Here is a 22,851-nt window from a genome sequence, read left to right as displayed (position 1 = left end):
TGCAGCATGGAAAAAGGATTAGGCAGTTACAGCGTTATCGGACAATTGTTACTGCGATAGCACGAAACGGGCTGGGATACGTATCAGATGGTATCGGAGCCAGGGATAGATTGAGGTTTATACGAAAACCGGAGCAGGAAGAGATACAAACTAGAAGTGTTGGCGAACGCATTCGGACATTGCTGGAGGAATTAGGTCCAACCTTTGTTAAGCTGGGGCAAATTGCAAGCACGCGGCCAGATTTAATTCCGGCAAATATTTTGGTTGAATTGGAACGTTTGCAGGACCATGTGTCTGCATTTCCATATGAGGAAGTAACCCAAATTATTGAAGCGGAGCTTGGTGATACGATTGAAAATTTGTTTCTGAACTTTTCCATTACACCGATTGCAGCGGCCTCTATTGGCCAAGTTCATCGCGCTACGCTGCGGGATGGAGCAGAGGTTGTCGTTAAGGTTCAGCGTCCAGGCATTCAAAAGCTGGTTGAAACAGATTTGAATATATTAGCGGATGTGGCTAAATTGGGTGAAGGTGCTTTTGAATTTGCCCAGCACTATCGATTAATTGAGATTGTTGAGGAACTGAGCAAAGCGCTCCGTCAGGAAATGGACTATACAATGGAGGCGCATAGTGCAGAGAAATTTATTGCCTATAGTAAGAAGCTGCCGTACATTTTTGTACCTTCGGTGCATTGGGAATATTGTACGAAGCGTGTAATGACGACAGACTATGTAAACGGAGTGAAGCTTTCGGATCGGCAGCAGCTTAAACGAATGGGATTAGACAATAAACGGCTTGCGGAGCGGCTGGCAACGGCGATTTTTCATCAGGTTCTAGTCGATGGCTTCTTCCATGGAGATCCGCATCCTGGCAATGTCATGGCACTTCCTGACGGCCGACTGGCCCTGATTGATTTTGGAATGGTAGGGCGGCTATCTCCCGGTACAAAAAAGCATTTTGCTTCGCTTGTAATCGCCCTGCGCAATCAAAGCTCTAAAGGTGTCATTCGAGCCATTTCGTATATGGGAGTTATTCCGGATGAGGTGGATCAGAGTAAATTATATGCCGATGTGGATGAAATGAGGGAGAAGTATTATCAGGTGCCGCTCAATCAGATAAGCCTTGGAACAGCTATTGGAGATTTATTTATGGTTGCCAACCGGCATCATATTCGGATTCCATCGGAATTAACGCTGCTCGGAAAATCCTTGCTAACGATGGAAGGGGTGGCAGTTGCGCTCGATCCGGAAATTAAAATTTTTGATATTGCTGAGCCATTCGGAAAAAAACTATTTGTAGAGCAATTGGACCCAAGGGAGATATGGAGAGGGCTGCTGGAAGAAGCACCAGATTATTTTAAGCTGATCAGCGACATTCCGGTCACTTTGAAACAGCTTTCTCTCGTCGTACGGAAGGGAAAACTACGGATGGAAGTGGAATCACCTCAGCTCGACACGCTCATGAAAAAAATGGATCGGATCAGCAACCAGCTGTCTTTCAGTATTGTCTTGCTTGCGCTTAGTTTAGTGATGGTTGGCTTAATTGTCGGTGCAGCCTTAAACCACTCCCAAACGCTGTTTTGGGGACTGCCTATTATAGAAATCGGCTTCGGTGTTACCTTGGCTATGTTTATTTGGCTGATCTATGCGATTATCCGTTCTGGGCGTTTCTGACAACAGGATGATCCAAATAACGGCAAGCTGTTGCCTTGGAACGCTTGTTGACGGAACTGAGAGGGGATGTTAACATTAAGCCGCAAACCAGCCAAAGGTAGACAGACAAGAGGCAACCAGCTGCTGGCTGAAAATAGGGGTGGATTTATGGGGCTTACGAAACGCCGATTACAATTTCTAGACCAGCTCATGGAATTGTATCAAAGCACTTCATTACCGATACATTATGAGACGTTAGCAAAAGCCCTAGGCGTAAGCAAATGGACAGCCTATGACATGCTGAAGGAAATAGAGAAGATGGGTTTTGTATCGCGCAGCTATGAGGTAAATGAAAAAGAAACAGGAAGGTCACAGGTTGTGTTTGCACCGACAGTCAAGGCGGCGGAGCTTTTTCACCAGGAGCGTTCTGACTTAGTTAATCCTGGAGACTGGGAGGCAACTGCAAGTACGATTAAGCAATTGCTCAGCGGCAAGAATCATATGAACATCAATGAGCTGCTTAGAAAAATATTGGATGGCATTCCTAACAAAGCGACCCATATTGAATTTTGCGGCTACATTATTGGGCTGCTGCTAGCCTATTTAAAGAAACTTGGAGGCAAGTCGGAGAGTGTCATTCGACTGCTTGTTAATAAAACGCCGAATGACCATTCCGGGCTGCTCGTATTTGTTGGAACGGTTCTGGGTACGGTCATCCAAACCGTTCAAGAGGAGCTGGGTAAAGAGATTACGGAGCTGGTGTCGGAGTTCGTTAATATGATCCAGAATCTCTCTAATAAAGAACAAAAATTATTGTCCGAGTTCGTCAAGGAGTCACTGGCTTAATGCAAACAGCTGCATAATTGTTCGAGAGCTACGGCGACGATATTTCGATACTAATTTTAAACAGCCATTATCCCCTGAACTCAGAAATGCCGCCTGATGCGGAGCAATATGGCGTGATAAAGTGCCATACTGCCCGCATCAGGCGGCGTTTGCTGGGCTATTTTTGCATAGAAGGTAACTGGGGCTATAAAGAGTATGGAGCAGCTAATAACCAAGCTGACGTCAGCTTAGACCGCCCATAACGGGATGGGGAACGTAAGGCTCCTCCAAGGCGGCGATTTCCTCAGCTGTTAATTTAACATCCAGGGCAGCTACAGCATCCGTCAAATGATGGGGCTTCGTTGCACCGACGATTGGAGCGGTAATCGAGTCTTTTTGCAGCACCCAGGCAAGCGCGACCTGCGCTCTAGGGATTTCACGTTTGCCAGCGATTTCAGCTACTTTATCTACGATTTTCCGATCGGCTTCTGCGGTTTGGACATACAAGGTTTTGCCGAACTCATCTGTCCTTGAGCGTTCGCTCTCTTGCTCCCAATCACGGGTCAGGCGGCCGCGGGCAAGCGGGCTCCAAGGAATGACACCGATACCGTCCGCTTTGCAAAGGGGAAGCATTTCCCGTTCCTCTTCGCGGTAAAGCAGATTGACATAGTTTTGCATCGAGACGAAGCGGGTCCAGCCGTTCCGCTCCGCAGCCTGCTGCATTTTCATAAACTGCCAGGCATACATGGAGGACGCGCCGATATAGCGGGCTTTTCCGGCCTTTACAATATCGTGGAGCGCTTCCATCGTTTCTTCAATCGGCGTACCATTGTCAAAGCGATGGATTTGATACAAATCGATATAGTTGGTGCCAAGCCGCCTCAAGCTGTGATCAACCTCCGCCATAATGGCTTTGCGCGAGAGGCCTGCGCCATTAGCGCCGGGGCGCATCCGGCCGTGAACCTTGGTTGCGATTACGACGTCGTCGCGGCTCGCGAAATCTTTTAACGCCCGGCCGACGATTTCCTCGCTTGTCCCATCTGAATAAACGTTTGCTGTATCAAAAAAATTAAAGCCCAGCTCAAGCGCCTGCTTAATATACGTTCTGCTCGCATCCTCACCTAACGACCAAGGATGCGTCCCGCGATCAGGAGCCCCATAGGTCATACAGCCAAGCGCAAGCCGTGATATTTCAAGGCCTGTTCGTCCTAGTTTCGTATATTCCATGTTCCATTAAGCCCCTTTCGAATTAGGAAATCGCTCGATTTGAAAAAAAACCATTTTCCATAAGAGGCGTCGCTAGGCAGCTCTAGTGGAAAACGGTCTTTTGCTAATTGATTTAGAAATGATTCCAATGTGTAACGTCATTAACATCCAGACGGGTAGTCGGGTGACCAGCCTCTGATGCTTTGCCAAGGGCAATCAGCATGACATTCGTATATTGGTCAGGCACATTCATCAGCTCACGGAATTTCGCTACGTCGTAACCAGCCATCGGTACGGTATCGAAGCCTTTGGCACGCGCAGCCAGCATCAGCTGCATCGACACAAGTCCGCCGTCAACGAGTACAGAGGAGAGCAGACGTTCAGCAGGAGCATTAGAATAGAAGCCTGTCATATTTGTTCTGAGCTTGTCGGCAGCTTCACGAGTCATATAGCCAGCTTCAATTGATTTTTCATAGATGCGCTCGGCATGCTTATAAAACTCCAAATCGGCCATAACGGCAATGACCGCAGAAGAAGTTACAATTTGCTCTTGGTTGAAAGCAATAGGAAGCAGCTTTTGCTTCGTTTCCTGATCCGTAATAACTAGAAAACGCCAAGGCTGCAGGTTGCTTCCGGATGGCGCAAGAACCGCGTCAGCGATAATATCGTGAATTTCTTCCTGCGTCATTTTAACAGTTGGATCGTATTTGCGAACCGAACGGCGCTCGCGGATAACCGTGCTGAATGAACTTTCGGAATTAGACAAGGGTGACACTCCTCTTCGCAGATCAAATGCGTTCACCATTCGGCATGAAGCTGCCAAAAGAGAACGATGAACTGTACTATTTTTATGTACAGTATAATTGTCGGCAGAGCCGATTGTCAATTGTTATTCCAAACCGTTCTCTTCACGGATTTTGTACAGGCCATGAACGAGCGGATCTGCTGGATCACGATTCATTAAATGAAGCGTGAGCAAGTAGGCGAAAGGCATCGCACATACATTGTTGCCATCTGTAATTGCAGGGAATCCAGCTTCGATAACCGGGCCAATTTGCTCATTCATGTCCAAATCGACATAAACCTGCTCAGGACTAAATTCTTCCCGAACCGACTTCGCGCAATGCGGCACGATATATTCATCGATCAGCTTCTTGGCTTCGTCTTCGGACTGAGGAGGTGTCTGAAGCGGCTTGCTGATACCGCTGTCAATCATATCGATATAGAAGGAAGCGAGCCATTGGCTTGCCCTCTCAGCATCCTTATGCTTTTCAAGCAGTTCATTAATGAAAAAGCCGCAAGCATATTCCTTATCGGTATCCGCTTCTTTCAAGCGGTAGGCAAACAGGGGCCCGTAGTTGGGATTGTTAGTAATCTGTCCCTCAACCTGATAGGTTTCAAACTCGGCTTGAAGCATTTGGAGCGTGCGAGCATATACCGCCAAAATAATTTGTTTCGCTTCTTGCTCTTGTGGGTTCTCGCTTTGTTGTTCCTCTTCGCTTACTTCGTTTTCCGTGGTCATAGTTGACCTCCTTCCCTGTTCCTATTTTACCATTTCTAAGAGTTTGGTTTCCACTTATTGTTGTGCCAAATGATCAGGCGTTTGTTTCCAGTTGCGGTAAGCGCGTGGGGAAATGCCATAAACCTTGCTAAATTGCACCGCAAAGTGATTATAATTTTGGTAGCCTACGTCAAAAGCGATTTCAGAAGCGCTCCGCTTCGTATGCTCCAGCAGCAGGGCAGCTTGGCGAACACGCATCCGGTTATGCATATCGATGATCGAATAGCCGGTTGAAGCCTTGAATAGATGGGACAATCTGGACGGAGAAAGCCCAATCGTATGAGCCAGCTCTCCAATAGAAAGCGGCTGAGTCATATGAACGGCGAGCAAATGCATCGCTTCTTCAATACGGGCATCCGCCGTACTGTTCATCTGCTGGGCCAGTAACAGCAAAATTTCGCGCAGCGCATTTTCGCATAATGATTCGCCATACAGGCTGCTTGCCAGCGAGTCGGTCAATATCCGCCGAAAAGCCCGATAAATTCGCTTGCCCGCTGAGGGCTGGCGAATTGGACAGGAAATCAGATCGGTGGCGGGGAGCAGACCCGTTTCAGCTATCACATCGGGAAAATGAACCCACACAAACTGCCACGTTTTGCCCGCCGCTGTTCCATATTCATGCATGCAGCCTGGCCGAATGAGCGTCAGCTCGCCCGGCAAGCAGCGCTGGCGCGAAGCAGCGGTCAGTGCAAAGCCTTCGCCTTGCAGCGTATAAAACATAAGCCAGTCGCTTCTGCCATGTGGCCGCACCGTATGATAATGATCGTTTTCCGAAAAATGGCCTGCAAAAATAACGGACTGCTCGGCAGCATCCTTGCTCTGGCGTCTGTCCCAATCGTTTCGCTTCATGGCGGCTCCATCCTTTCCAAAACAGCCTTGCAGAATACAATTAGTTTACCTTTTTGCTGTCGTCTTGGCTATTGCTCTGAAAACCAGCTAGTAGAGCGCAAATGAAGCGGAGGAAAAAAAGGGCATATACGCTGTTATTTTTAATATAGCATAATTGATGTAGTTTTCAGTATGATTGTTGATTCCTTCATATAGCGCTCTCGCCCTATACTTGATTTATCAAGCAGCACCCATTAAACCTTAAAAATCAGGCACGCCACAGTGCCGCTATGTGAAAAAGGAGCGAGGCCTTATGACATTTGGTGCCCTGACATTAACGGCTGAACAGCTGGAGCAATACCGTCGTGACGGGTATGTAATCGTCAAAAATTTATTCAGCGAGCAGGAGCTTGCCGAAATCGATTCAACCTTTGAAGAGATTAGCAAGCAGAGCGTTCCCGGTTATTTTGAGCCTGATCTGAGCGAGGAGGCGACCGATCCGCTGAAGCGTTATCCTCGGGTCATGCATCCCCACCGCTTCAATGAGACGGCAAAGCGCTATATGCTGCACCAGCCGGTGATGGATGTGTTGAGGGATTTATATGAAGAGGAGCCTATCGCCGCGCAAAGCATGTTCTACTATAAACCGCCGGGCTCGCGGGGGCAGGCGCTGCATCAGGATAATTTTTATTTGAAGGTGGAGCCGGGCAATTGTATTGCGGCATGGACGGCGATTGATGCGGCGGATGAGGAAAATGGCGGCATGCTCGTCGTGCCGAAGACGCATGATTATGAGCTGTCCTGCCCGGAGGAGGCGGATGTGACGGAGTCGTTTACAAGGCATTTTGTAAAACCGCCGAAGGATAATAAGCCGGTTCCAGCAAGGATGGAGCGGGGAGATACATTATTTTTTAACGGCAATCTTATTCATGGGTCGTACCGCAACAAAACGAAGGATCGGTTCCGGCGCGCCTTTATATGCCATTATGCGAATGAATCTGCGACGCATATTAGCCATTTTTACCGCCCGCTGTATCGTGCGGATGGCAGCATGATCGATCGGGAGAACAATCCGGACGGGGGGCCGTGCGGCATTGAATATGAAGCCAATTACCCGCATTGACCGGAAGCTCAGCGTTCAGATGTCCTGGTGGGGCATGGAGCAGGTGCCTGATTTTGCTGCCGATACGACAGCGGAGAAAATAAGGCGCATTGCAGGCGCCGGATTCGACGGCCTTAATGGTTTTATTCCAGATCAGGAGCAGGAAGCGGAGTGGAAGGAGCTACTGGCGCAGCATCAGCTTGAGCTGAGTGTTAATGCGTATCCTGCAAGCGCAGCGGATATGGAAAGCTTTTTGGAAAAAGCGGTGCGCTTTGGCGGCATTTCTTTCATTAACGCACAGGTCATGACGCCATTCGTAACGGGAATAGAAGCCGAAAGCTTGCTTGGCGCGATTAAGGAGCTGTCCCGTCAAGCGGGTATTCCGGTTTATGTCGAGACCCATCGGGGAACGATTACGCAGGATTTAATTCGGACTGCCCGCTATGTGCGAGATTTGGGGCAGCTGGATCTGACGATTGATTTTTCCCATTATGTGCTGGCTGGCGAAATGCGGAGCGTTCGGCCTGAGGCCGAGGAGCTGCTCCAGCAACTGCTCGTGCATACAAGCAGTATTCATGCCCGTATCTCGAATGGGGAGCAAATCCAAATCGGCATGGAGCATGAAGAGGCGAAGGTGATGCTGCCGCTTTTTGAGCGCTGGTGGCGCAAAGGGATGGAACAATGGCTCCTGCGTTCGCAGCCAGGGGACAGCTTTCCGTTCGTCTGCGAGCTGGGGCCGCCGCCTTATGCGATGACCGGCCACACAGGTGAGGACAAAGGCGAGGGGACAACAGCTGAGCTAAGCGACCGCTGGCGTGAATCGCTGCTGTATGCCGAACGGGCGCGCAGGCTGTGGGATTCATTAGATTGAGTCTAGGGTGCAGCGTGTTGCTGCAGCAATATAGTGAAATAGCGTTGGTACAAGTAGAAATACCTGCTGTACTGACGCTTTTTGTATGCTGTTTTTTACCTTATTGTTAATGATGAAGAAGTTGAATCATATGGTTGCTTGTGAAGTGCACCGATAGAATAAACAGTTGAGAACCCATTGCCTACTTTTCGAGAAATATCCTACATGGATAGATTGGTTTCCAAAGGCGGCTTGTTGGGTTCAGCGATGCTCAACTGTCTAATATGCTCAAGGTGCAGGTAGAGGTAGAGGTTGTTGTTTCGAATAACAATCCTCCTACGGTAAAATGAATCATTCTGATTTTGGTTCGAGGACTGTAGATCCGCTATTTCTGCGATTTTATTCATTTGGGCGCGTATGCGGACAGGAATGCCGTTATTGCCTGAATAATCAAGTAAATACTAGCAATTTGCAGCTATTAACTGCTCCTGAGTCCGCGAGCACCTTAATAAACCGTTGATTTTAACAAATAGCGGCTCCTGAGTCCGCCAAATTCAGGATGATACCTCGTCCTGCTTATTTTTTAATTAAAAGCGAAGCTTGTAAGTACGGGCGCGCAGTTGGCCGCTTGCTATGTCCATTATTTGAAGCTTAACTAGTTCATGCAAGATACGTCTGGCCTGTCGGTCACTTACCCTAAGATGGCTGGCGAGCTCCAAAGGGGATATTGGACGCAAAAGGCGGCGAGCAAACCGAACGGTTTCAGCTTCAAGCCAGGATAATGTCGAAGGTACGTCGGAGGCAATAAATTTCCCGATAAAAGCTAGAACGAGCTGTTGGCACTGTTTTGGCTCATCTACGATTGAAGGATAAGCAATGGGAAGAAACGTCCACCCATCCAGTGACAGCAGGCAATGGCGGCGACATAAATCCTTGAAGCGTCTTACATCAAGATCTCTAGCATGGGGGCCATACCCTTGGATTTCTATTCCGCCTTTTGCACCACCGGGCATATAGGCAAGATCCAGATAACGGTAGCCATTGCTGAAATCACGCACCTCCCACTCAGGATGCAAGTGATTAAAATGACCGACAGCGGGAAACCACACGTGCCGAAGGAACTCTTGCGTACCATGACCGAGCCCTTTATGAAGAAGCTCCAGCCTGCGAGGGTTGGTTTCATTTTCAAGATTATCCTTCATCCAATCCAGATATTGCTGCTCAAAACGCGGCATGGTGTTTTTCCTCCTTTTTGCTTGAATTAGATTTGTCTATTTGTAACTCTCCGCATTAAAAACAAAAGCCGCCTCCATACAGACCATCCCAATTACTCAATCAGGATGTTCAATGTATGGAAGCGGCGTGTTCTTCACGGCCTATATGCTATTATTATATCGTGAGCTTTTCAAATGAACAATCCATCATTTTTCCTCAATCACCGTTTCTCCAAGCTCGGGCCATAACCGCTTCCTTTGCTCGACATTCCAAAATGCTGCTTCAGCAGCCTTTCGTAGTCCCCCATATCGATCTGCTCTTTTGTTAAAACGCCGTCCTTCCATTGTGTTAAAGAAGTATCGGTCAAAGTTACGCTTCCATCATCTGTTATTTGTGTGATCAATGGATGCTTATTAAATCGGGATTCTGGATGTTCGTATACAATATGGCGGATGGCATTACATTCCGTTAAGTCAGTCAGCTGCTTTTGAGAATCGAAGGCATAGCCGACTTTCCAATCGGTATCCTTATGCTTCAGCTTCATTTCAAGAAGGTAGTCTCCATGCTCGCTATCTTCTTTTTTTATGCGAAATTGGCCATTGCTTGACGTAATCGTTTCACCTGTTAAAGGAACAGGCTTTAACGGCAAATTTCCTCCAAAGCCCGAATCTAAAAGATAGGTTTGCTCCTCATGAGTAAGCAGAGTCGTTAAATGCGTCCTTCCCAGCGTGAAATACGCTTGCGTATCATGATTGTAGACAACCCCGCGCGTCAAAACAGCGTCAAATCCATTTTCGATCAAAAAAAGATAAAGCAGCGCATTTATTTCGTAGCAAAGCCCGCCTTCTTGATCCTTTAGAATTTTTTGAATGACATATTCTTTCGTTATAACAGCGTTGCTTTTTCTAATTATATTTAAATTTTCAAAAGGTACGGTTTTTGCCAATCTCTCAAGCACGTAGGCTAAGCGATCGAAAGGAATAACCTCGCTTTCTGGAATCCCTACTTTTTTGCGAAATAAAGCGTTCAGTTCGTTCATTGTCCGCGCCTCCAAAAGATTTCTCAAGCCGCAGCGCAGCTTGGAAAGGTGGGAATAGGCTCACGAGCCTTAATCCGTTATTTAAAGGATAAACCGAAATCGCGGCCTGAACAATGTGGAATGCTGCAAACTGTATGGATACAGTTTTTTCGGGATTCGCATTGGGCCAGAAATGTCCTTATACTTATAGGTTAATAGATGAGTTAGAGCAGGGGAGGGAAAGCCAGTGGATATTCGTAAGCTGCAATACTTTATTGCTGTGGCGGAGGAGCTTCATTTCAGCCGTGCCGCACAAAAGTTGAATATGACGCAGCCGCCCCTAAGCCAGCAAATGAAGGAGCTGGAAGAGGAAATTGGCGTAAAGCTGCTGGAACGCGACAAGAGGCAAGTTCGGCTTACGCCAGCGGGAGCCGTTTTTTTAGAGGAATCCAAAATGATATTAGCCCAATTGGAGCAATCCATTAAAACGACTCAGTTAACCAGCCAAGGCATTATCGGACAACTGGTCATTGGCTTTGTGGATTCAGCGGCAGGTGAGAGCTTGGTACATATTTTGAAAGCGTTCAGGAACCAATATCCGAGAATCAAGCTTACTTTATGCGAAATGACGTCTGCTGAGCAATGGCTGGCACTGCGTGACGGAACGATTCATATCGGGTTTCTGCGTTTTATCGAACCGGCTCAGCATATTAGCTATCGTACGCTAGCAAGCGAGTCGCTTGTTGCCGTATTGCCTGAAGAGCATCCATTAGCGAAGCTTACGGAAATTTCTATCCATGATTTAGAATCAGAGCCGTTTATATTGTTTCCGCGAAAGCTCGGCGCCTCTTTTCATGATCTCATTACAGGCTTTTGTGCGAAGCACGGCATTTATCCAAACGTCGTACAGGAAGCGACCCAGATGTATACAATCGTCAATTTGGTGGCTGCGAATTTAGGCGTTTCTATCGTTCCGTCTTCTGTAGCTGTCTTTCAGCGCAGCGGCGTCGTCTATCGTCCTTTTAAAGAAAGTGTCCCGCCAGTTCCCCTCTATACCGCTTGGAGAACCGACGTGAACAAGGCTGCCTTATCGGCCTTTCATCGGACAATGGAAGAAGTGGCCCCGATAGAAACTGAATCCATGTAAGTGAAGCGTAAGCTTAGAACACTTTGGCAAGGAACGCGCTGACTACTTGATAAAAACGATGCGGATCATCCGAATGGACACCGTGGCCACAATGTTCAAAAACTTCAAGTGTTGTATTTGGTCTTCGCGATACCATAAGTTCGGCTTGGTCTGCGTTTAATACAAAGCTTTTTTTGCCATGAATAAGCAAAATAGGACAACGGGAGGCTAGCCAGTCGTCCCACCAAGCCCCATTTAAGTTTTGCTGAGAAATGAGCATTCCTTTTAAATCGCAGCGGAATCCCCAACCTCTTTCATCCTCAAACACACTTTCTGAGAAGTAATCAATTGCCTTAATGCCGGCAAGCTCAAGTGATCTTCTCAGTTCCTGCAGGGATGAGGAGCGCGTGGGAAGTGTCTCGGCAAAGGACAAGTCGGCGTTAATTTCGACACCGATGTCCTCGACAATAACAGCATGGACAAGCTCAGGGTAGCGTGCGGCAAACTGATAAGCGTTAACTCCGCCTAAGGAATGGCCCAATAGGGTGACCGGTTGTCCGCCTAGCTCTATGCGAATCAGGTTCAGAATATCCTCCAAATAGCTTTCCCTTGAATAATCCTTATCCTGAGGATGCTCACTCCAGCCATGTCCACGTTGGTCTAAACCAATAACTCGCCAATCCGTGCATTTGGACGCCAGCTCCGAATAGGTTCTAGCATCATTCATATGCCCATGCAAAGTGAGCAGTATATGGCGGCTCTCTCCGCCAAAGTCGAGATAAGAGAGCGTATGATTGCCCGATTTGAAATATTTTCTTGCCGCCGTATCCTTGTCCTGAAAATGTTGCATGCTATATCCTCCTCGTATTCTTTTGGATAGCAGTCCACTTGATTTCATATCAACGATAACAGATAATAGTGACAACTATTGTCATAATTAAATAATCGGAGTGTTAGGATGTCTAAATCCAAAAGACTTATGGAATTAATGATGGCTGTCAATCACAAACGCAAGTTTACCGTAAAGGAGCTTGCTCAAGAGTTTGGCGTCTCGCAAAGAACGATATTAAGAGATTTGCAGGAATTGAGCGAATTAGGGGTGCCGTTATATTCGGAGGTGGGGCCTCATGGCGGCTACCGTGTGCTGAAGGAAAGAATTTTGCCGCCGATTGCCTTCTCCGAGGAGGAAGCCGTCGCTATCTTTTTCTCCATTCATGCCCTTCGCCACTATTCATCGCTTCCATTTGAAGCTGATGCTTCTTCGGCATTGCGAAAATTTTATCATTATATGGCGCAGGATACCCGGGACCGCATTGATCAAATGAAGAGCCGCGTTGATTTTGTATCTCCTGCGAGGCAGGCCCAATCCCCGTATTTATCGATTCTGCTGGATGCAGCTATCCAGCAGCAAGTGCTGCTCATTGATTACGAGTCCTCGGAAAAACGAACAAGCCGCGAGGTACAGCCGATTGGCATCTATACAAGGAACGGTTTATGGTACTGCCTCGCCTATTGCTTCCAGAGCGATGACTTCCGTTTGTTTCGCTGTGACCGAATGGTTGCTGTGGCTGCTTCAACAGCAGAACCGCGGGATTTTAGGCATGTTCACCTTGAAAATAGACAAGCGAAGGGCGTAATAGAGCAGGATGCTGTGGCACTTTATGCCGAACTTACGAAAGAGGGGGTGCAGATGTGCGAGGGAGAGCCTTGGCCGGAACCCAAGCTTCATATTCGAAGCGATGGAACCGGCTGGCTCGAGGGCAGTATCCCGAGAGGTGACCTGCTGTTTTTTGCAAAGTTTTTCATCAGCTTGGGACATGTTGTGACGATTAAAAATTCGCCAGAGCTGTTGGATTGTATAAAAAGAACCTTATCTGAGCTGATGGCCAAATATGATTAAAATGAGCTTTCCTAGTTCAACTTATATAGCCAGTAACCAGAACAAGTTCAACCGGTTTTTGAAGGGTCGCGCTCAATTAGCCCCTCTAGTATCACATCGATTTGCTTGAGCAAATCAGGAGCAAGTCGAATGCCTGCGGCTTTGACGTTTTCTTGAATTTGCCCAGGATTCGAAGCTCCAATAATTGCGGCCGATACTTGTGGATTTTGCAGCACCCAAGCGATGGCAAGCTGTGGCAATGTCAGTCCGGCTTCTTTTGCAGTAGTGGAGAGCTTGGATACCGCCTGCAAAACTTCAGTGCGCAGCCATTGGCCTGCTAATTTCTCGAAAAAGGGAGCACCCGCCGACGTCGCTGCACGCGACCCTTGCGGAAATGGCTTACCCGGCGAATATTTCCCCGTAAGAATGCCTTGGGCAAGAGGGGACCAGACGACCTGTCCGATGCCTTCCCGCTCGCTGGCTTGAACGACCTCCGCTTCAATCACGCGCCATAACATGGAATATTGGGGCTGGCTGGCCACCAATGGAACACGCAGCTCCCTGGCAAGTGCAGCACCTTTGCTAATCTGCTCGGCTGTCCACTCGCTGACGCCTACATATAACACTTTGCCTTGGCGCACCAAGTCCGAAAAAGCAAGAAAGGTTTCTTCGAGCGATACTTCCGGATCAAAGCGATGGGCATAATAGACATCGATGTAATCCGTCTGCAAGCGGTTTAGAGAAGCATGGCAAGCCTCCATTATATGTTTACGAGACAGACCTCTGTCGTTAGGGCCCGTTCCTGTTGGATGATACACTTTGGTGCACAGCTCGATGCTTTCTCGGCGAATGCCTTTCAGAGCTTGTCCGAGCACCGCTTCTGCCCTCGTCTCCGAATAAACATCCGCTGTGTCGAACGTCGTAATCCCCGCATCCCATGCAGCATGAACACAGGCGCTAGCCGTCTCATTATCTACTTGTGCCCCATGAGTAATCCAGTTCCCTAAAGCCAATTCACTTACGACTAGGCCGCTGGATCCTAATTTTCGATAGTTCATTGTTAAGCCTCCTTTACATCTTGCTGCAATCGTAGCAAACCTGCATAAATAGGTGAAATATGACTTTCCCTTTGTTTTGATTCGAAAAAAATATAACAGGAGCGTTGCGTTCCGGCAGGACCAGCTTACGGGCTTGGCACAGCAAACATCTATCATCTATTGGATTGACGATGCAGGAATGCGATTATTATAATTGAGCTATGATAACCCCAATATTGTCTACAAAACTATATATACCGGTGCCGCGCTCGAACGCTGTGCTGCGCCCCCGTCTAATTGAACGGTTGAATGAAGGCTTGCACCGCAAGCTGACGGTCATCTCGGCCTCTGCCGGTTTTGGCAAAACAACGCTCGCCAGCGATTGGATCAGAAGCTGCGGAAGGCCCGCGTGCTGGCTTTCACTGGATGAAGGGGACGACGATCCGCTCACTTTTATGCTTTATTTGCACGCTGCTTTGATGACGGTCGCGGCGAATTTTGGCGTTGGCCTGCTAAAGCTGCTCCAAGCTCCTCAGCCGCTGCCCATTGAAACGTTGGTCAAGGCGCTGCTGAGCGAAATCGCCTCGATTACTCACCCATTCCTGGTTGTACTTGATGATTTTCATAAATTAGAAAATAAGTCGATTTATCAAGCTATCACTCTTCTTCTTGAACACTTGCCGCCACCCATGCATCTTGTAATTGTCACCCGTGAGCTTCATCACTTGCCTGTGGCCCGCCTGCGTGTGCGGGACCAGCTAACCGAGGTGCGCGCTGCTGATTTGCGCTTTACGCTGCCCGAGGCAAGCGAATTTTTTGAACGGGTGATGGGTCTGAGCCTGACGACCGAACATATGGCCATGCTGGAGAATCGCACAGAAGGCTGGGTTGCAGGAATGCAGCTTGCCGGACTCTCCATGCAGGGGCAAGCGGATACGTCCGGCTTTATTCACTCATTTACGGGCAGCCACCCGTTTGTGCTGGATTATTTGGTTGAAGAAGTGCTGCAGCAGCAGCCTGTAGCCATTCAGCATTTTTTATTGGGCACCTCCATGCTCGACCGTTTTTGCGGTCCGCTTTGCGATGCTGTGCTTCGCCCAGAAAACGGGGAATGGGGCTCATTTTCCGAAATCAATCCCGAAGCCGATTCCCAAGCAAATGGGCAAACGACTTTAGAATATTTGGAGCGTGCTAATCTGTTTATCGTCCCGCTGGATAATGAGCGGCGCTGGTACCGCTATCATCATCTGTTTGGCGATTTGCTGCGGCAGCGGCTTGCCCAGAAGCAGCAAGGGAGCTCATCTGTGGATGCGGCAGGCGAGGGCGTAAATGAATCGCATCGGCGTGCGAGCAAGTGGTATGAGCTAAATGGCTTTGTGCTGGAAGCCTTTCACCATGCAGCAGCCGCTCAGGACATTGAAGGTGCTGCCAGACTGCTGGAGGGAGATGGCGTCTCCCTTATTTTTCGAGGGATGGTCACTCCTGCGCTGAAATGGCTGGATTCGCTGCCGGAAAAGGAGTTTGTGGCACGTCCTTCCCTATTCGTGCTCTATGCTTCGGCGCTGCTGATGACGGGACAATTAAGCGGTGTTGAACAGAAGCTGCTAGCTGCTGAACAGCTTTTGCAAGCGGACGCCTGCCAAGATGCGAACACCCGTGATTGGATCGGTCATACAGCATCTATTCGCGCCACGCTTGCGGTGAGCAAGCACCAGCCAGACATGATTTTGGCTCATTCGCGGCGTGCGCTCGATTATTTGCATCCGGATAATCACTCTGTTCGCACAGCTACGACCTGGACGCTCGGCTATGCGTATCAGCTTCAGGGAGAATATGGCGCTGCGGGCAGGGCTTATGCTGAAGCGTTGGCCAGCAGCGAGCGGATTGGGCATGTCATCATTTCGTTTATGGCGGCGATTGGCCTTGCAAGCATTCAAGAAGCGGAAAATTTGCTTGATACGGCGGCAGGGACTTATCGTCACGCGCTTGAGTTGGCGGGAGAGCCGCCGCTGCCCGCAGCAGGCGTAGCCTATTTGGGCTTAGCCCGCATTTATTACCAATGGAATGAGCTGAATGCCGCTGAGCAGTATGCCCAAATAGCCCTTCCACTCACGCAGCAGCTGGAGCATACAGACCATGCCATTGAGGTCGAGGTATTTCTTGTACGCCTGCTGCTGGCGAGAGGAGACGTCGGCGGTGCGGCTGCACTGCTGGCAAAGGCGGACCATGCAGCACGCCAGCAGCAGCATGCTTTGCAAATGCCGGCCATTGCAGAGGTGCAGGTGCTAGTGCTGCTTCGCCAAGGCAGCACCGAAGCGGCCGCCCAGCTTGCGGCAAAAAATGAGCTGGCGATCAGCGAGGCAAAGTGTGAATTAGCGCAAGGGAATCCAGCCGCTGCGCTTGCGATTTTAAAGCTGTGGCGGGAGCACGCGGAAGCGAAGGAGCTGCCGTATGAACGGCTCAAGGCAAGTGTGGCACAAGCCGCCGCTTGGTATGAACATGGCGATAAGGTCAAAGCCACAGCTATGTTGGCCGAAGCGCTGGTGCTTGCTGAGCCCGGCGGCTTCATTCGCGTTTTTGTCGATGAAGGGCTGCCCATTCGCAAGCTGCTGCGAGAGATCGTTGCCCGAGGAGCTGGCTCAAGCTATCGGAATCAGGTGCTCGCTGCATGTGAAGCCGAGGAGAAAATAGGCAAGCTAAGTCACGCAAGCCCATTAGGCCAAAATGGTCCAGAAGGTCCAGAAGGCAAAGACCGGCTGAAACACGCCTCTGAGCCGCTTATTGAGCCATTAACTGGAAGAGAGCTGGAGGTGCTGCAGTTGATTGAGCAAGGGCTCTCGAACCGTCAGATTAGCGAACGGCTATTTCTCGCCCTAAGCTCAGTCAAAGGCCATAACCGCAACATATTCGACAAGCTGCAGGTCAAGCGGCGAACTGAAGCGGTAGCACGCGCCCGCGAGTTAGGACTATTTTAATGAAAAATAAAATCGTGTGGGGTAATGCCGCTAAAGCAGCTAACTATTTTTCAATATGCGCTCGGCAAGCGACGGGAACCAGCGCTGGATAGTCTTTAGCCATTTCACTTTGCCAATCGGCACCTCCAAGCGGTTATTTTGAAAATAATCCATAAATTGCGAAGCTAACTCATCTGGCGATATTTTGTTTTTCCCAGCTGATAGCGGAGGGATTGGGAAAATAGATGCAACCCCGCCTTCGTCGCGCAATAAACGGGAGCAGATTTTTTCGGAACGAGGCCTAAACCAGATGAAACGTTAACAATTGCGGCTTCATGCTGGCGGGCAAGCAGCGGCAGCAGCTTGGAGGCAAGAACAATAGGGGCGGTCAAATTGATCGCGATTTCTTCCTTTATTTGCTTAGAAGCAGGCTGCGCCTCCAATAAGGAATAGTTATATTGTATTCCGGCATTGTTAATAACAACGTCCAGCTCTGGATGGTTATTGTACAGCTGCGCGACAAGCGCATTCAGCTGTTCTTCGACCTCAATATGACAAGCATAGGTTGTGATGCTCGCATAGGTTGCTTTCATTTCTAACAATTTGCGCTCATCCCTGCCGGCAACGATGACGTGATTATTATGACGGATGAATTGCTTAGCTAAAGCTAGCCCAATGCCTGAGGCCCCGCCGGTAATGAGAATGGTATGCCCGGATCGCTTCAAAAAAATCTCCCCTTTCTTTCCTCAACTGTAGAGCAAGGAGGGGAGCTTTTCATTAACCTAGGTTAATTTTCGGCGAATTCGGCTTAGGGCGACAGGGGTAATTCCCAGATAGGAGGCCACATGATACTGCGGAACATGCTGGGCTTCTAACGCGTATTGCTCAAGAAAAATGCGGTATCTTGCTTCAGCGGACAGAAAAAGCAGCTCGCGCTCGCGCCTTTCTTTTTTTACATATAACTGCTCGATTAAAGCTCGCCCCAGCCGTTCCCAACAAATATGACGGTCATACAACGATTGAAAATCCTTATACGGAATAATCATTAATTCGCTGCGATAAAATCATTTTTAGCGCAAAAGCTTTTATTGAACTCCACTCCGTCAGGCGTTGTATAGTACAATCGAAACAATCCGCTGACGCATATACCGATGCAGTCTGCCTGTTCTCCTTCTCGAATAAAATGGCTGTTTTTTGCAATGGATTTGTGCACGGCTAACCGCTTGAAGGCTTGCTCTTCCTCTTCAGGAATAGGCGAAATTTGTTGCAGCTTGGTAAATATAGCTTCCCACCTATGCGTCATAAAGAAATGGCTCCTTACTAAAATGGAATGATTGTATACAGCGATCATATAAAGCTATAAAGCTATAAAGCTATAAAGAGATAAATGGTTTTATGCTTTCTTTTAATGAGGTGGACGGACGACCGATTAGCTGCTCCAAATCATTGGAGGTGGATGAAGCATCGCTTTTGCGGAGAAAGCCGTATATCCAATTTTGAATGGTGGCGTCTTCCTGCAAGGAAATAGGCTTGCGGGCAAGCTCGGCCATCGCAGCAGTCAAATCGCTGAACGACCATGGGCTGGATGCCGTAAGCTCGTAGGTTTTGTTCAAATGGCCGGGTTCAGCAAGAACGGCCGCAGCGGCTAGAGCAATATCTTGCCGAGGAATGGAATTAAACAGCCAATCTCCGGGAGGCACACGCAATTCTCCGCGTTCTATAGCCGTCTTTAAATCAAGGGTATCAATAAAATCGATATATAAGGCATTCCGTAAAAAAGTATAGGGGATACCCGTGGCTTGAATGGCATGCTCGGTAGCTAAATGCAAGTGAGGGAGCGGAATCGAGCCTTTTTCCGGAAAAGCAAAGCTGGTATAGAGCAGTTGCTCGACCTTTGATTTTTTGGCTGCTTCAATCACTTGGGTATGCTGGCGCATACGAATCGAATCATCAGGATGGGAGCTCGAAATGAATAGCAGCTTGGATGCGCCTGCGAAGGCGGATTCAAGAGAATCGGGGCGATCATAATCGCAGTAACGTACCGTAATCCCCAGCTCCTCATAGGGCCTGGCCGTTTCGCGAGATCGAACGCAAGCAATGATCTGGTTCATTGGAACTTTGTGGAGCAGTTGATTTAAAATGAGAGTCCCCAGCTTGCCGCTTGCTCCTGTTATGACGATTGACAAAAATACCACCCTCTCCTACAGAAAGTTAAGTCCTTAACTAAATGGGTAAAAAGAGCTTTAGCCCTTTTTCAACTTCGTTAATAAAGCTAAAAGCTGATGTAATTCATGCTCCTCCAGCGCTTGCATTTTTTCAGCAATTCCTTGTCGGTTCTCGGGCAAATATTGCAGCAGCAGGCTCTGCCCCTCATTGGTTATCGAGATGACGGATTTTCGGCCATCCTTGGGATGAGGCTCCCGGCGAATGTACCCATCACTCTCCATTGGTATGAGCAGCAGGCTGATATTCGATTTGGTGACTCCGATTTTGGCTGCAAGCTTGGAGGGAAGGATGGTGCCTCCTGCTTTCATGATTTCAACTAAAAGACGCATTCTGGCTCCATTAAGTCCTTTGGATTGCCAATATTTCTCCGATACCTCGACTAGCCTCGCCGTTGTTTCAACCATTGAAAAAAACACCGAATTATGAAGCGGCAAATCGAGTACATATTGCTGCAAGTCTTTCATAGTATCACCTTCAAGGAATATGGTTAAGTGCTTAACTAAATAAAACATACTATATCGAATGATAGATGTCAATAAAAGGGGAGTCAGGCTAAACCGATAAGGGAATCGTGTCGCCAGCGCCATTTTCAAAACCATACTTAAGTAGCTACTTGCTGTTCTTCCCTGCCTCTATACTTATGGCATATAAATGCACGCAGGAGGATATCTATATGAAACCGTTGAACGCAACGAAAACGATGAAAGCTGTATTTTGCACAAAGTATGGAGCACCGGAGGTTTTACAGGTCAAAGAAGTGAATAAGCCGGCTCCGCAGGACGATGAAATTTTAATTAAGGTGCATGCAACCTCTGTTACATCCGGGGATTGCCGAGTTCGCGGCTTTAAAAGTCCATTTTTATATCGGCTCCCCATGCGGCTCTTCCTCGGAATAACTAAACCAAGACAGCCGATTTTAGGCGTGGAGCTTACCGGAGTGGTTGAAGCGGTCGGCAAGGATGTCAAAAAATTCAACATAGGCGATTCCGTTTATGCGTTCACGGGCATGCGTTTTGGCGCCTATGCCGAATATGTCTGTCTCTCGGAAAAGGACCTGGTCACGCATAAGCCAGCCAATATTTCTTATGAAGAAGCCGCTGCTGTTCTATTCGGCGGAACGACGGCGCTGCATTTTTTTCGCAAGGGGCCTTTGCAAAGCGGCCAAAAGGTGCTGATTTATGGAGCTTCCGGGTCAGTAGGCGCTGCCGCAGTCCAGCTTGCCAAGCATTTTGGAGCAGACGTTACGGGCGTATGCAGCACCTCTAATGTGGAATGGGTAGGGGCACTCGGCGCAGATCATGTTATTGATTATACGCTGCATAATTTTGCGGAAACAGGCGAGCGTTACGATATCATCTTAGATGCGGTGGGCAAAACCACGAAAGCACATGCCCGCAAGGCGCTGGCGCCGAACGGGACATTTTTAACGGTGGAGGGACAGGGCGTCGCGAAGGTGTTTGTGGAGGATTTGCTGTTTCTGAAGGAGCTGATTGAGCGCGGCGAGCTCAAAGGCGTGATCGACCGGAGCTACCCGCTGGAGCAAATCGTTGAGGCGCATCGCTATGTGGATCAAGGGCATAAAAAAGGCAATGTGGTCATTGCCGTGCAGTAGGAGGAAGAACGAACTAAGCGCGGCAAAGCAGTTGTTTTACTTCCCTATTCCTTGTACATTGGTAAAAAGGAAGGGGAAGGCTATGGAAACGGAGCAGAATGTGCTATATGCGTTTAAATCGATTCAACAACTGGCTTGCAGTCCGAATCAGCCTGAGTACTTATTTCAAACCCATTTTCATTGGATGCTGATTGGCATGGCAGGGGCTGGAGCTGTGAGCATGGAGCATGGCCGAATGGAGCTGGCCTCGGGTACGGCTATTTTAGGCAGCCCAGGAGACTGCGTATTGCAAACAGAAACCGAAAATGGAGAATGCCGGGTCTTTTTTATAGAATTTATGCCCCTATCTATTAGGATGCCAGCACAGGATGGCAGCTTAGCGGAAGCGGGGGCTATTTATTTGCATATGTACAATCACGCACCCAATGCAAGCGAGCTTATTGCACTGGCAGAGCAGCTATTTTCGACTGCAATCACACATCCTGAAGTGCCACAGCGCAGCTTAACGGCACATATGCTCATTCAGCAGATGATGCTTTGGTGGGTAAAGGATCATCAAGCGGGCCATGATGAGCGCTGGACAACCGAGCAGTCGGTTTTGGCCGCTTTGCGTTATATGGAGTCGCACTACACCGAAGCGCTGACGAGAGAACTATTAGCTGAAAAAGCTGGAATTTCCAGCACCTACTTCTCCGTATTATGCAAAAAGGTGTCGGGGTTCAGCCCTTCTGATTTATTGGAACGGCTTCGCGTGCATCGTGTATCGGAGCTGCTGCTGCAGGAGCACGGGCATAAAAGCAAGCTTGATGAATTGGCGCATCGATCCGGTTTTCGTGATGCCTGGTATATGAGCAAGCGATTTCGCAAGGTGCAAGGGATGAGCCCTACGATGTATAAGCAAGCTTTTGTACCTGAGCGTATCGCCTCCCTTGAGTATCCGTATACCTACCATTTTATTGCCCTTGGGGTAGTGCCAAGCATCGCCCGCTTCAGCAGCAGCAGCCATGAGGTTATCCCGTTAGACGTTCGTGCTAAGGTGACGGAGCTTCCCATGCTTGCCTCTATGGAAAGCCAAAAAAAATGGCTGGAAATAAGCAAGCCCCAGCTTATTGTAACGAGCAGCATGGAGAGCGTTCAGGAGAGATTTCGCTCGCTGGCGCCAGTTGTTCATATCCCTTGGCTAAGTTTGAGCTGGCGTGAGCATTTGAAATGGATTGCACGCCTAGTTGCAAAGGAAGCCGAAGCGATACGTTATATCGAAGTGTTGGATCAGCAGGCAAAAAGACTGCGGGAGAAGCTGCAAGACAGGATTGCTCCCAATGCGACGGTCAGCCTATTCAAAATCGAAAATAACCGCTGCTACTTATATGGCATAAGGGATGCCGGATGCATTTTTTATGAATTTCTCGGCCTGCTGCCGCATCCGGTTATACAGCAGCGTTTGGCCCAAGATCCTAACTTTCATAGCATGGAAATTTCAATGCGCCAAATGGCTGATTTTGCTGGCGATATCAATTTTATTATTTTGGTGCCCGATGTGGGCGAGCAAAATGATTTGCTGCGAATGAATGAGCATTGGCGGCAGTTTGAGCTGAAAAATGAGAGACCGGTTATTTATTTGGATTACCGCGAGTGGCTGCACTATGATCCCGTTCATATCGCTGATCAACTTACGAAAGTGATGCCATTGTTTTAATGAACAGCATAGCTCGTTAACAATATGACCAGCAGCTTTTAATAATTGGATATAGCGACGCTCC

General features: G+C 48.5%; 22 protein-coding genes. 9 read left to right on the top strand and 13 right to left on the bottom strand.

All coding sequences use genetic code 11. The features are described 5' to 3' along the window. Window positions 1-110: 110 nt before the first annotated feature. On the top strand, window positions 111-1,673 hold the full coding sequence (locus AC6B99_RS28805) for an ABC1 kinase family protein (protein WP_327204949.1): 1,563 nt from the start codon (window positions 111-113) through the stop codon (window positions 1,671-1,673). Window positions 1,674-1,820: 147 nt separating this feature from the next. Next, the gene (locus tag AC6B99_RS28800; protein WP_496664830.1) at window positions 1,821-2,498 is read left to right on the top strand and encodes an Lrp/AsnC family transcriptional regulator; all 678 of its coding nucleotides are present in this window, start codon (window positions 1,821-1,823) and stop codon (window positions 2,496-2,498) included. Between the two features lie 222 nt (window positions 2,499-2,720). Here the strand turns inward: AC6B99_RS28800 and AC6B99_RS28795 are convergent, their stop codons facing one another. The 4 genes from AC6B99_RS28795 to AC6B99_RS28780 all read right to left on the bottom strand — a co-directional run bounded on the left by AC6B99_RS28795 (window position 2,721) and on the right by AC6B99_RS28780 (window position 6,093). After that, the gene (locus tag AC6B99_RS28795) at window positions 2,721-3,704 is read right to left on the bottom strand and encodes an aldo/keto reductase (RefSeq protein ID WP_056040883.1); all 984 of its coding nucleotides are present in this window, start codon (window positions 3,702-3,704) and stop codon (window positions 2,721-2,723) included. 112 nt (window positions 3,705-3,816) lie between these two features. Then, complete coding sequence (locus AC6B99_RS28790; protein WP_494863488.1) at window positions 3,817-4,488, bottom strand: nitroreductase family protein; 672 nt, start codon at window positions 4,486-4,488, stop codon at window positions 3,817-3,819. Window positions 4,489-4,572: 84 nt separating this feature from the next. Beyond that, on the bottom strand, window positions 4,573-5,205 hold the full coding sequence (locus tag AC6B99_RS28785; RefSeq protein WP_494863486.1) for a hypothetical protein: 633 nt from the start codon (window positions 5,203-5,205) through the stop codon (window positions 4,573-4,575). A gap of 54 nt (window positions 5,206-5,259) precedes the next feature. Next, window positions 5,260-6,093, bottom strand: coding sequence for a helix-turn-helix domain-containing protein (locus tag AC6B99_RS28780; protein ID WP_056040889.1), 834 nt, complete (start codon window positions 6,091-6,093; stop codon window positions 5,260-5,262). 292 nt (window positions 6,094-6,385) lie between these two features. On the opposite strand from AC6B99_RS28780, the gene AC6B99_RS28775 reads away from it, so the two are divergent. Both AC6B99_RS28775 and AC6B99_RS28770 read left to right on the top strand, forming a co-directional pair. Continuing rightward, on the top strand, window positions 6,386-7,195 hold the full coding sequence (locus tag AC6B99_RS28775; protein WP_496664829.1) for a phytanoyl-CoA dioxygenase family protein: 810 nt from the start codon (window positions 6,386-6,388) through the stop codon (window positions 7,193-7,195). After that, window positions 7,173-8,045 carry a sugar phosphate isomerase/epimerase family protein gene (locus AC6B99_RS28770; protein ID WP_496664836.1) on the top strand — a complete coding sequence of 291 codons (873 nt, stop codon included), beginning with the start codon at window positions 7,173-7,175 and terminating at the stop codon, window positions 8,043-8,045. Before AC6B99_RS28775 ends, AC6B99_RS28770 begins: the two co-directional genes overlap by 23 nt. A gap of 566 nt (window positions 8,046-8,611) precedes the next feature. Here AC6B99_RS28770 and AC6B99_RS28765 read toward each other — a convergent pair. Next, a complete protein-coding gene (locus tag AC6B99_RS28765) occupies window positions 8,612-9,259 on the bottom strand; it encodes a transcriptional regulator (protein ID WP_496664828.1) in 648 nt (215 codons plus the stop codon). A gap of 200 nt (window positions 9,260-9,459) precedes the next feature. Then, on the bottom strand, window positions 9,460-10,278 hold the full coding sequence (locus AC6B99_RS28760) for an arylamine N-acetyltransferase family protein (protein ID WP_056040892.1): 819 nt from the start codon (window positions 10,276-10,278) through the stop codon (window positions 9,460-9,462). Between the two features lie 226 nt (window positions 10,279-10,504). On the opposite strand from AC6B99_RS28760, the gene AC6B99_RS28755 reads away from it, so the two are divergent. After that, entirely contained in the window at window positions 10,505-11,404 is a 900-nt protein-coding gene (locus tag AC6B99_RS28755) for a LysR substrate-binding domain-containing protein (RefSeq protein ID WP_056040893.1), read from the top strand. A gap of 13 nt (window positions 11,405-11,417) precedes the next feature. Here AC6B99_RS28755 and AC6B99_RS28750 read toward each other — a convergent pair whose 3' ends face one another. Then, window positions 11,418-12,233: an alpha/beta fold hydrolase gene (locus AC6B99_RS28750; RefSeq protein WP_496664827.1), complete on the bottom strand. Its 816-nt coding sequence runs from the start codon at window positions 12,231-12,233 to the stop codon at window positions 11,418-11,420. 108 nt (window positions 12,234-12,341) lie between these two features. On the opposite strand from AC6B99_RS28750, the gene AC6B99_RS28745 reads away from it, so the two are divergent. After that, entirely contained in the window at window positions 12,342-13,283 is a 942-nt protein-coding gene (locus tag AC6B99_RS28745) for a helix-turn-helix transcriptional regulator (RefSeq protein WP_056040895.1), read from the top strand. A gap of 47 nt (window positions 13,284-13,330) precedes the next feature. Here AC6B99_RS28745 and AC6B99_RS28740 read toward each other — a convergent pair whose 3' ends face one another. Then, window positions 13,331-14,320 (bottom strand): aldo/keto reductase family protein, encoded by a 990-nt coding sequence (locus tag AC6B99_RS28740; protein ID WP_496664826.1) that lies wholly within the window; start codon window positions 14,318-14,320, stop codon window positions 13,331-13,333. A gap of 215 nt (window positions 14,321-14,535) precedes the next feature. Between AC6B99_RS28740 and AC6B99_RS28735 the strand changes: the two genes are divergently transcribed. Beyond that, window positions 14,536-17,274: a winged helix-turn-helix domain-containing protein gene (locus AC6B99_RS28735; RefSeq protein WP_496664825.1), complete on the top strand. Its 2,739-nt coding sequence runs from the start codon at window positions 14,536-14,538 to the stop codon at window positions 17,272-17,274. Between the two features lie 164 nt (window positions 17,275-17,438). Here AC6B99_RS28735 and AC6B99_RS28730 read toward each other — a convergent pair whose 3' ends face one another. The 5 genes from AC6B99_RS28730 to AC6B99_RS28710 all read right to left on the bottom strand — a co-directional run bounded on the left by AC6B99_RS28730 (window position 17,439) and on the right by AC6B99_RS28710 (window position 19,943). Further along, complete coding sequence (locus AC6B99_RS28730) at window positions 17,439-17,978, bottom strand: SDR family oxidoreductase (RefSeq protein ID WP_496664824.1); 540 nt, start codon at window positions 17,976-17,978, stop codon at window positions 17,439-17,441. A gap of 57 nt (window positions 17,979-18,035) precedes the next feature. After that, a complete protein-coding gene (locus AC6B99_RS28725; protein WP_496664823.1) occupies window positions 18,036-18,299 on the bottom strand; it encodes a Crp/Fnr family transcriptional regulator in 264 nt (87 codons plus the stop codon). Further along, complete coding sequence (locus AC6B99_RS28720; RefSeq protein WP_496664822.1) at window positions 18,299-18,556, bottom strand: Crp/Fnr family transcriptional regulator; 258 nt, start codon at window positions 18,554-18,556, stop codon at window positions 18,299-18,301. The genes AC6B99_RS28725 and AC6B99_RS28720 overlap by 1 nt, the downstream gene beginning before the upstream one ends. A 70-nt stretch (window positions 18,557-18,626) precedes the next feature. Then, window positions 18,627-19,439: an NAD(P)H-binding protein gene (locus tag AC6B99_RS28715; protein WP_496664821.1), complete on the bottom strand. Its 813-nt coding sequence runs from the start codon at window positions 19,437-19,439 to the stop codon at window positions 18,627-18,629. 57 nt (window positions 19,440-19,496) lie between these two features. Next, window positions 19,497-19,943, bottom strand: a complete 447-nt coding sequence (locus AC6B99_RS28710) for a MarR family transcriptional regulator (protein ID WP_494879685.1) — start codon at window positions 19,941-19,943, stop codon at window positions 19,497-19,499. Between the two features lie 236 nt (window positions 19,944-20,179). Here AC6B99_RS28710 and AC6B99_RS28705 point away from each other — a divergent pair, with 236 nt between their 5' ends. Both AC6B99_RS28705 and AC6B99_RS28700 read left to right on the top strand, forming a co-directional pair. Next, on the top strand, window positions 20,180-21,091 hold the full coding sequence (locus AC6B99_RS28705; protein ID WP_496664835.1) for an NAD(P)-dependent alcohol dehydrogenase: 912 nt from the start codon (window positions 20,180-20,182) through the stop codon (window positions 21,089-21,091). Window positions 21,092-21,173: 82 nt separating this feature from the next. Then, window positions 21,174-22,787 (top strand): helix-turn-helix domain-containing protein, encoded by a 1,614-nt coding sequence (locus tag AC6B99_RS28700; RefSeq protein WP_056040902.1) that lies wholly within the window; start codon window positions 21,174-21,176, stop codon window positions 22,785-22,787. Window positions 22,788-22,851: the final 64 nt, after the last annotated feature.

The organism is Paenibacillus liaoningensis (assembly GCF_059609455.1).
Note: the sequence above shows the minus strand (reverse complement) of the source record. Positions and strands in the feature narration are given on the sequence as shown.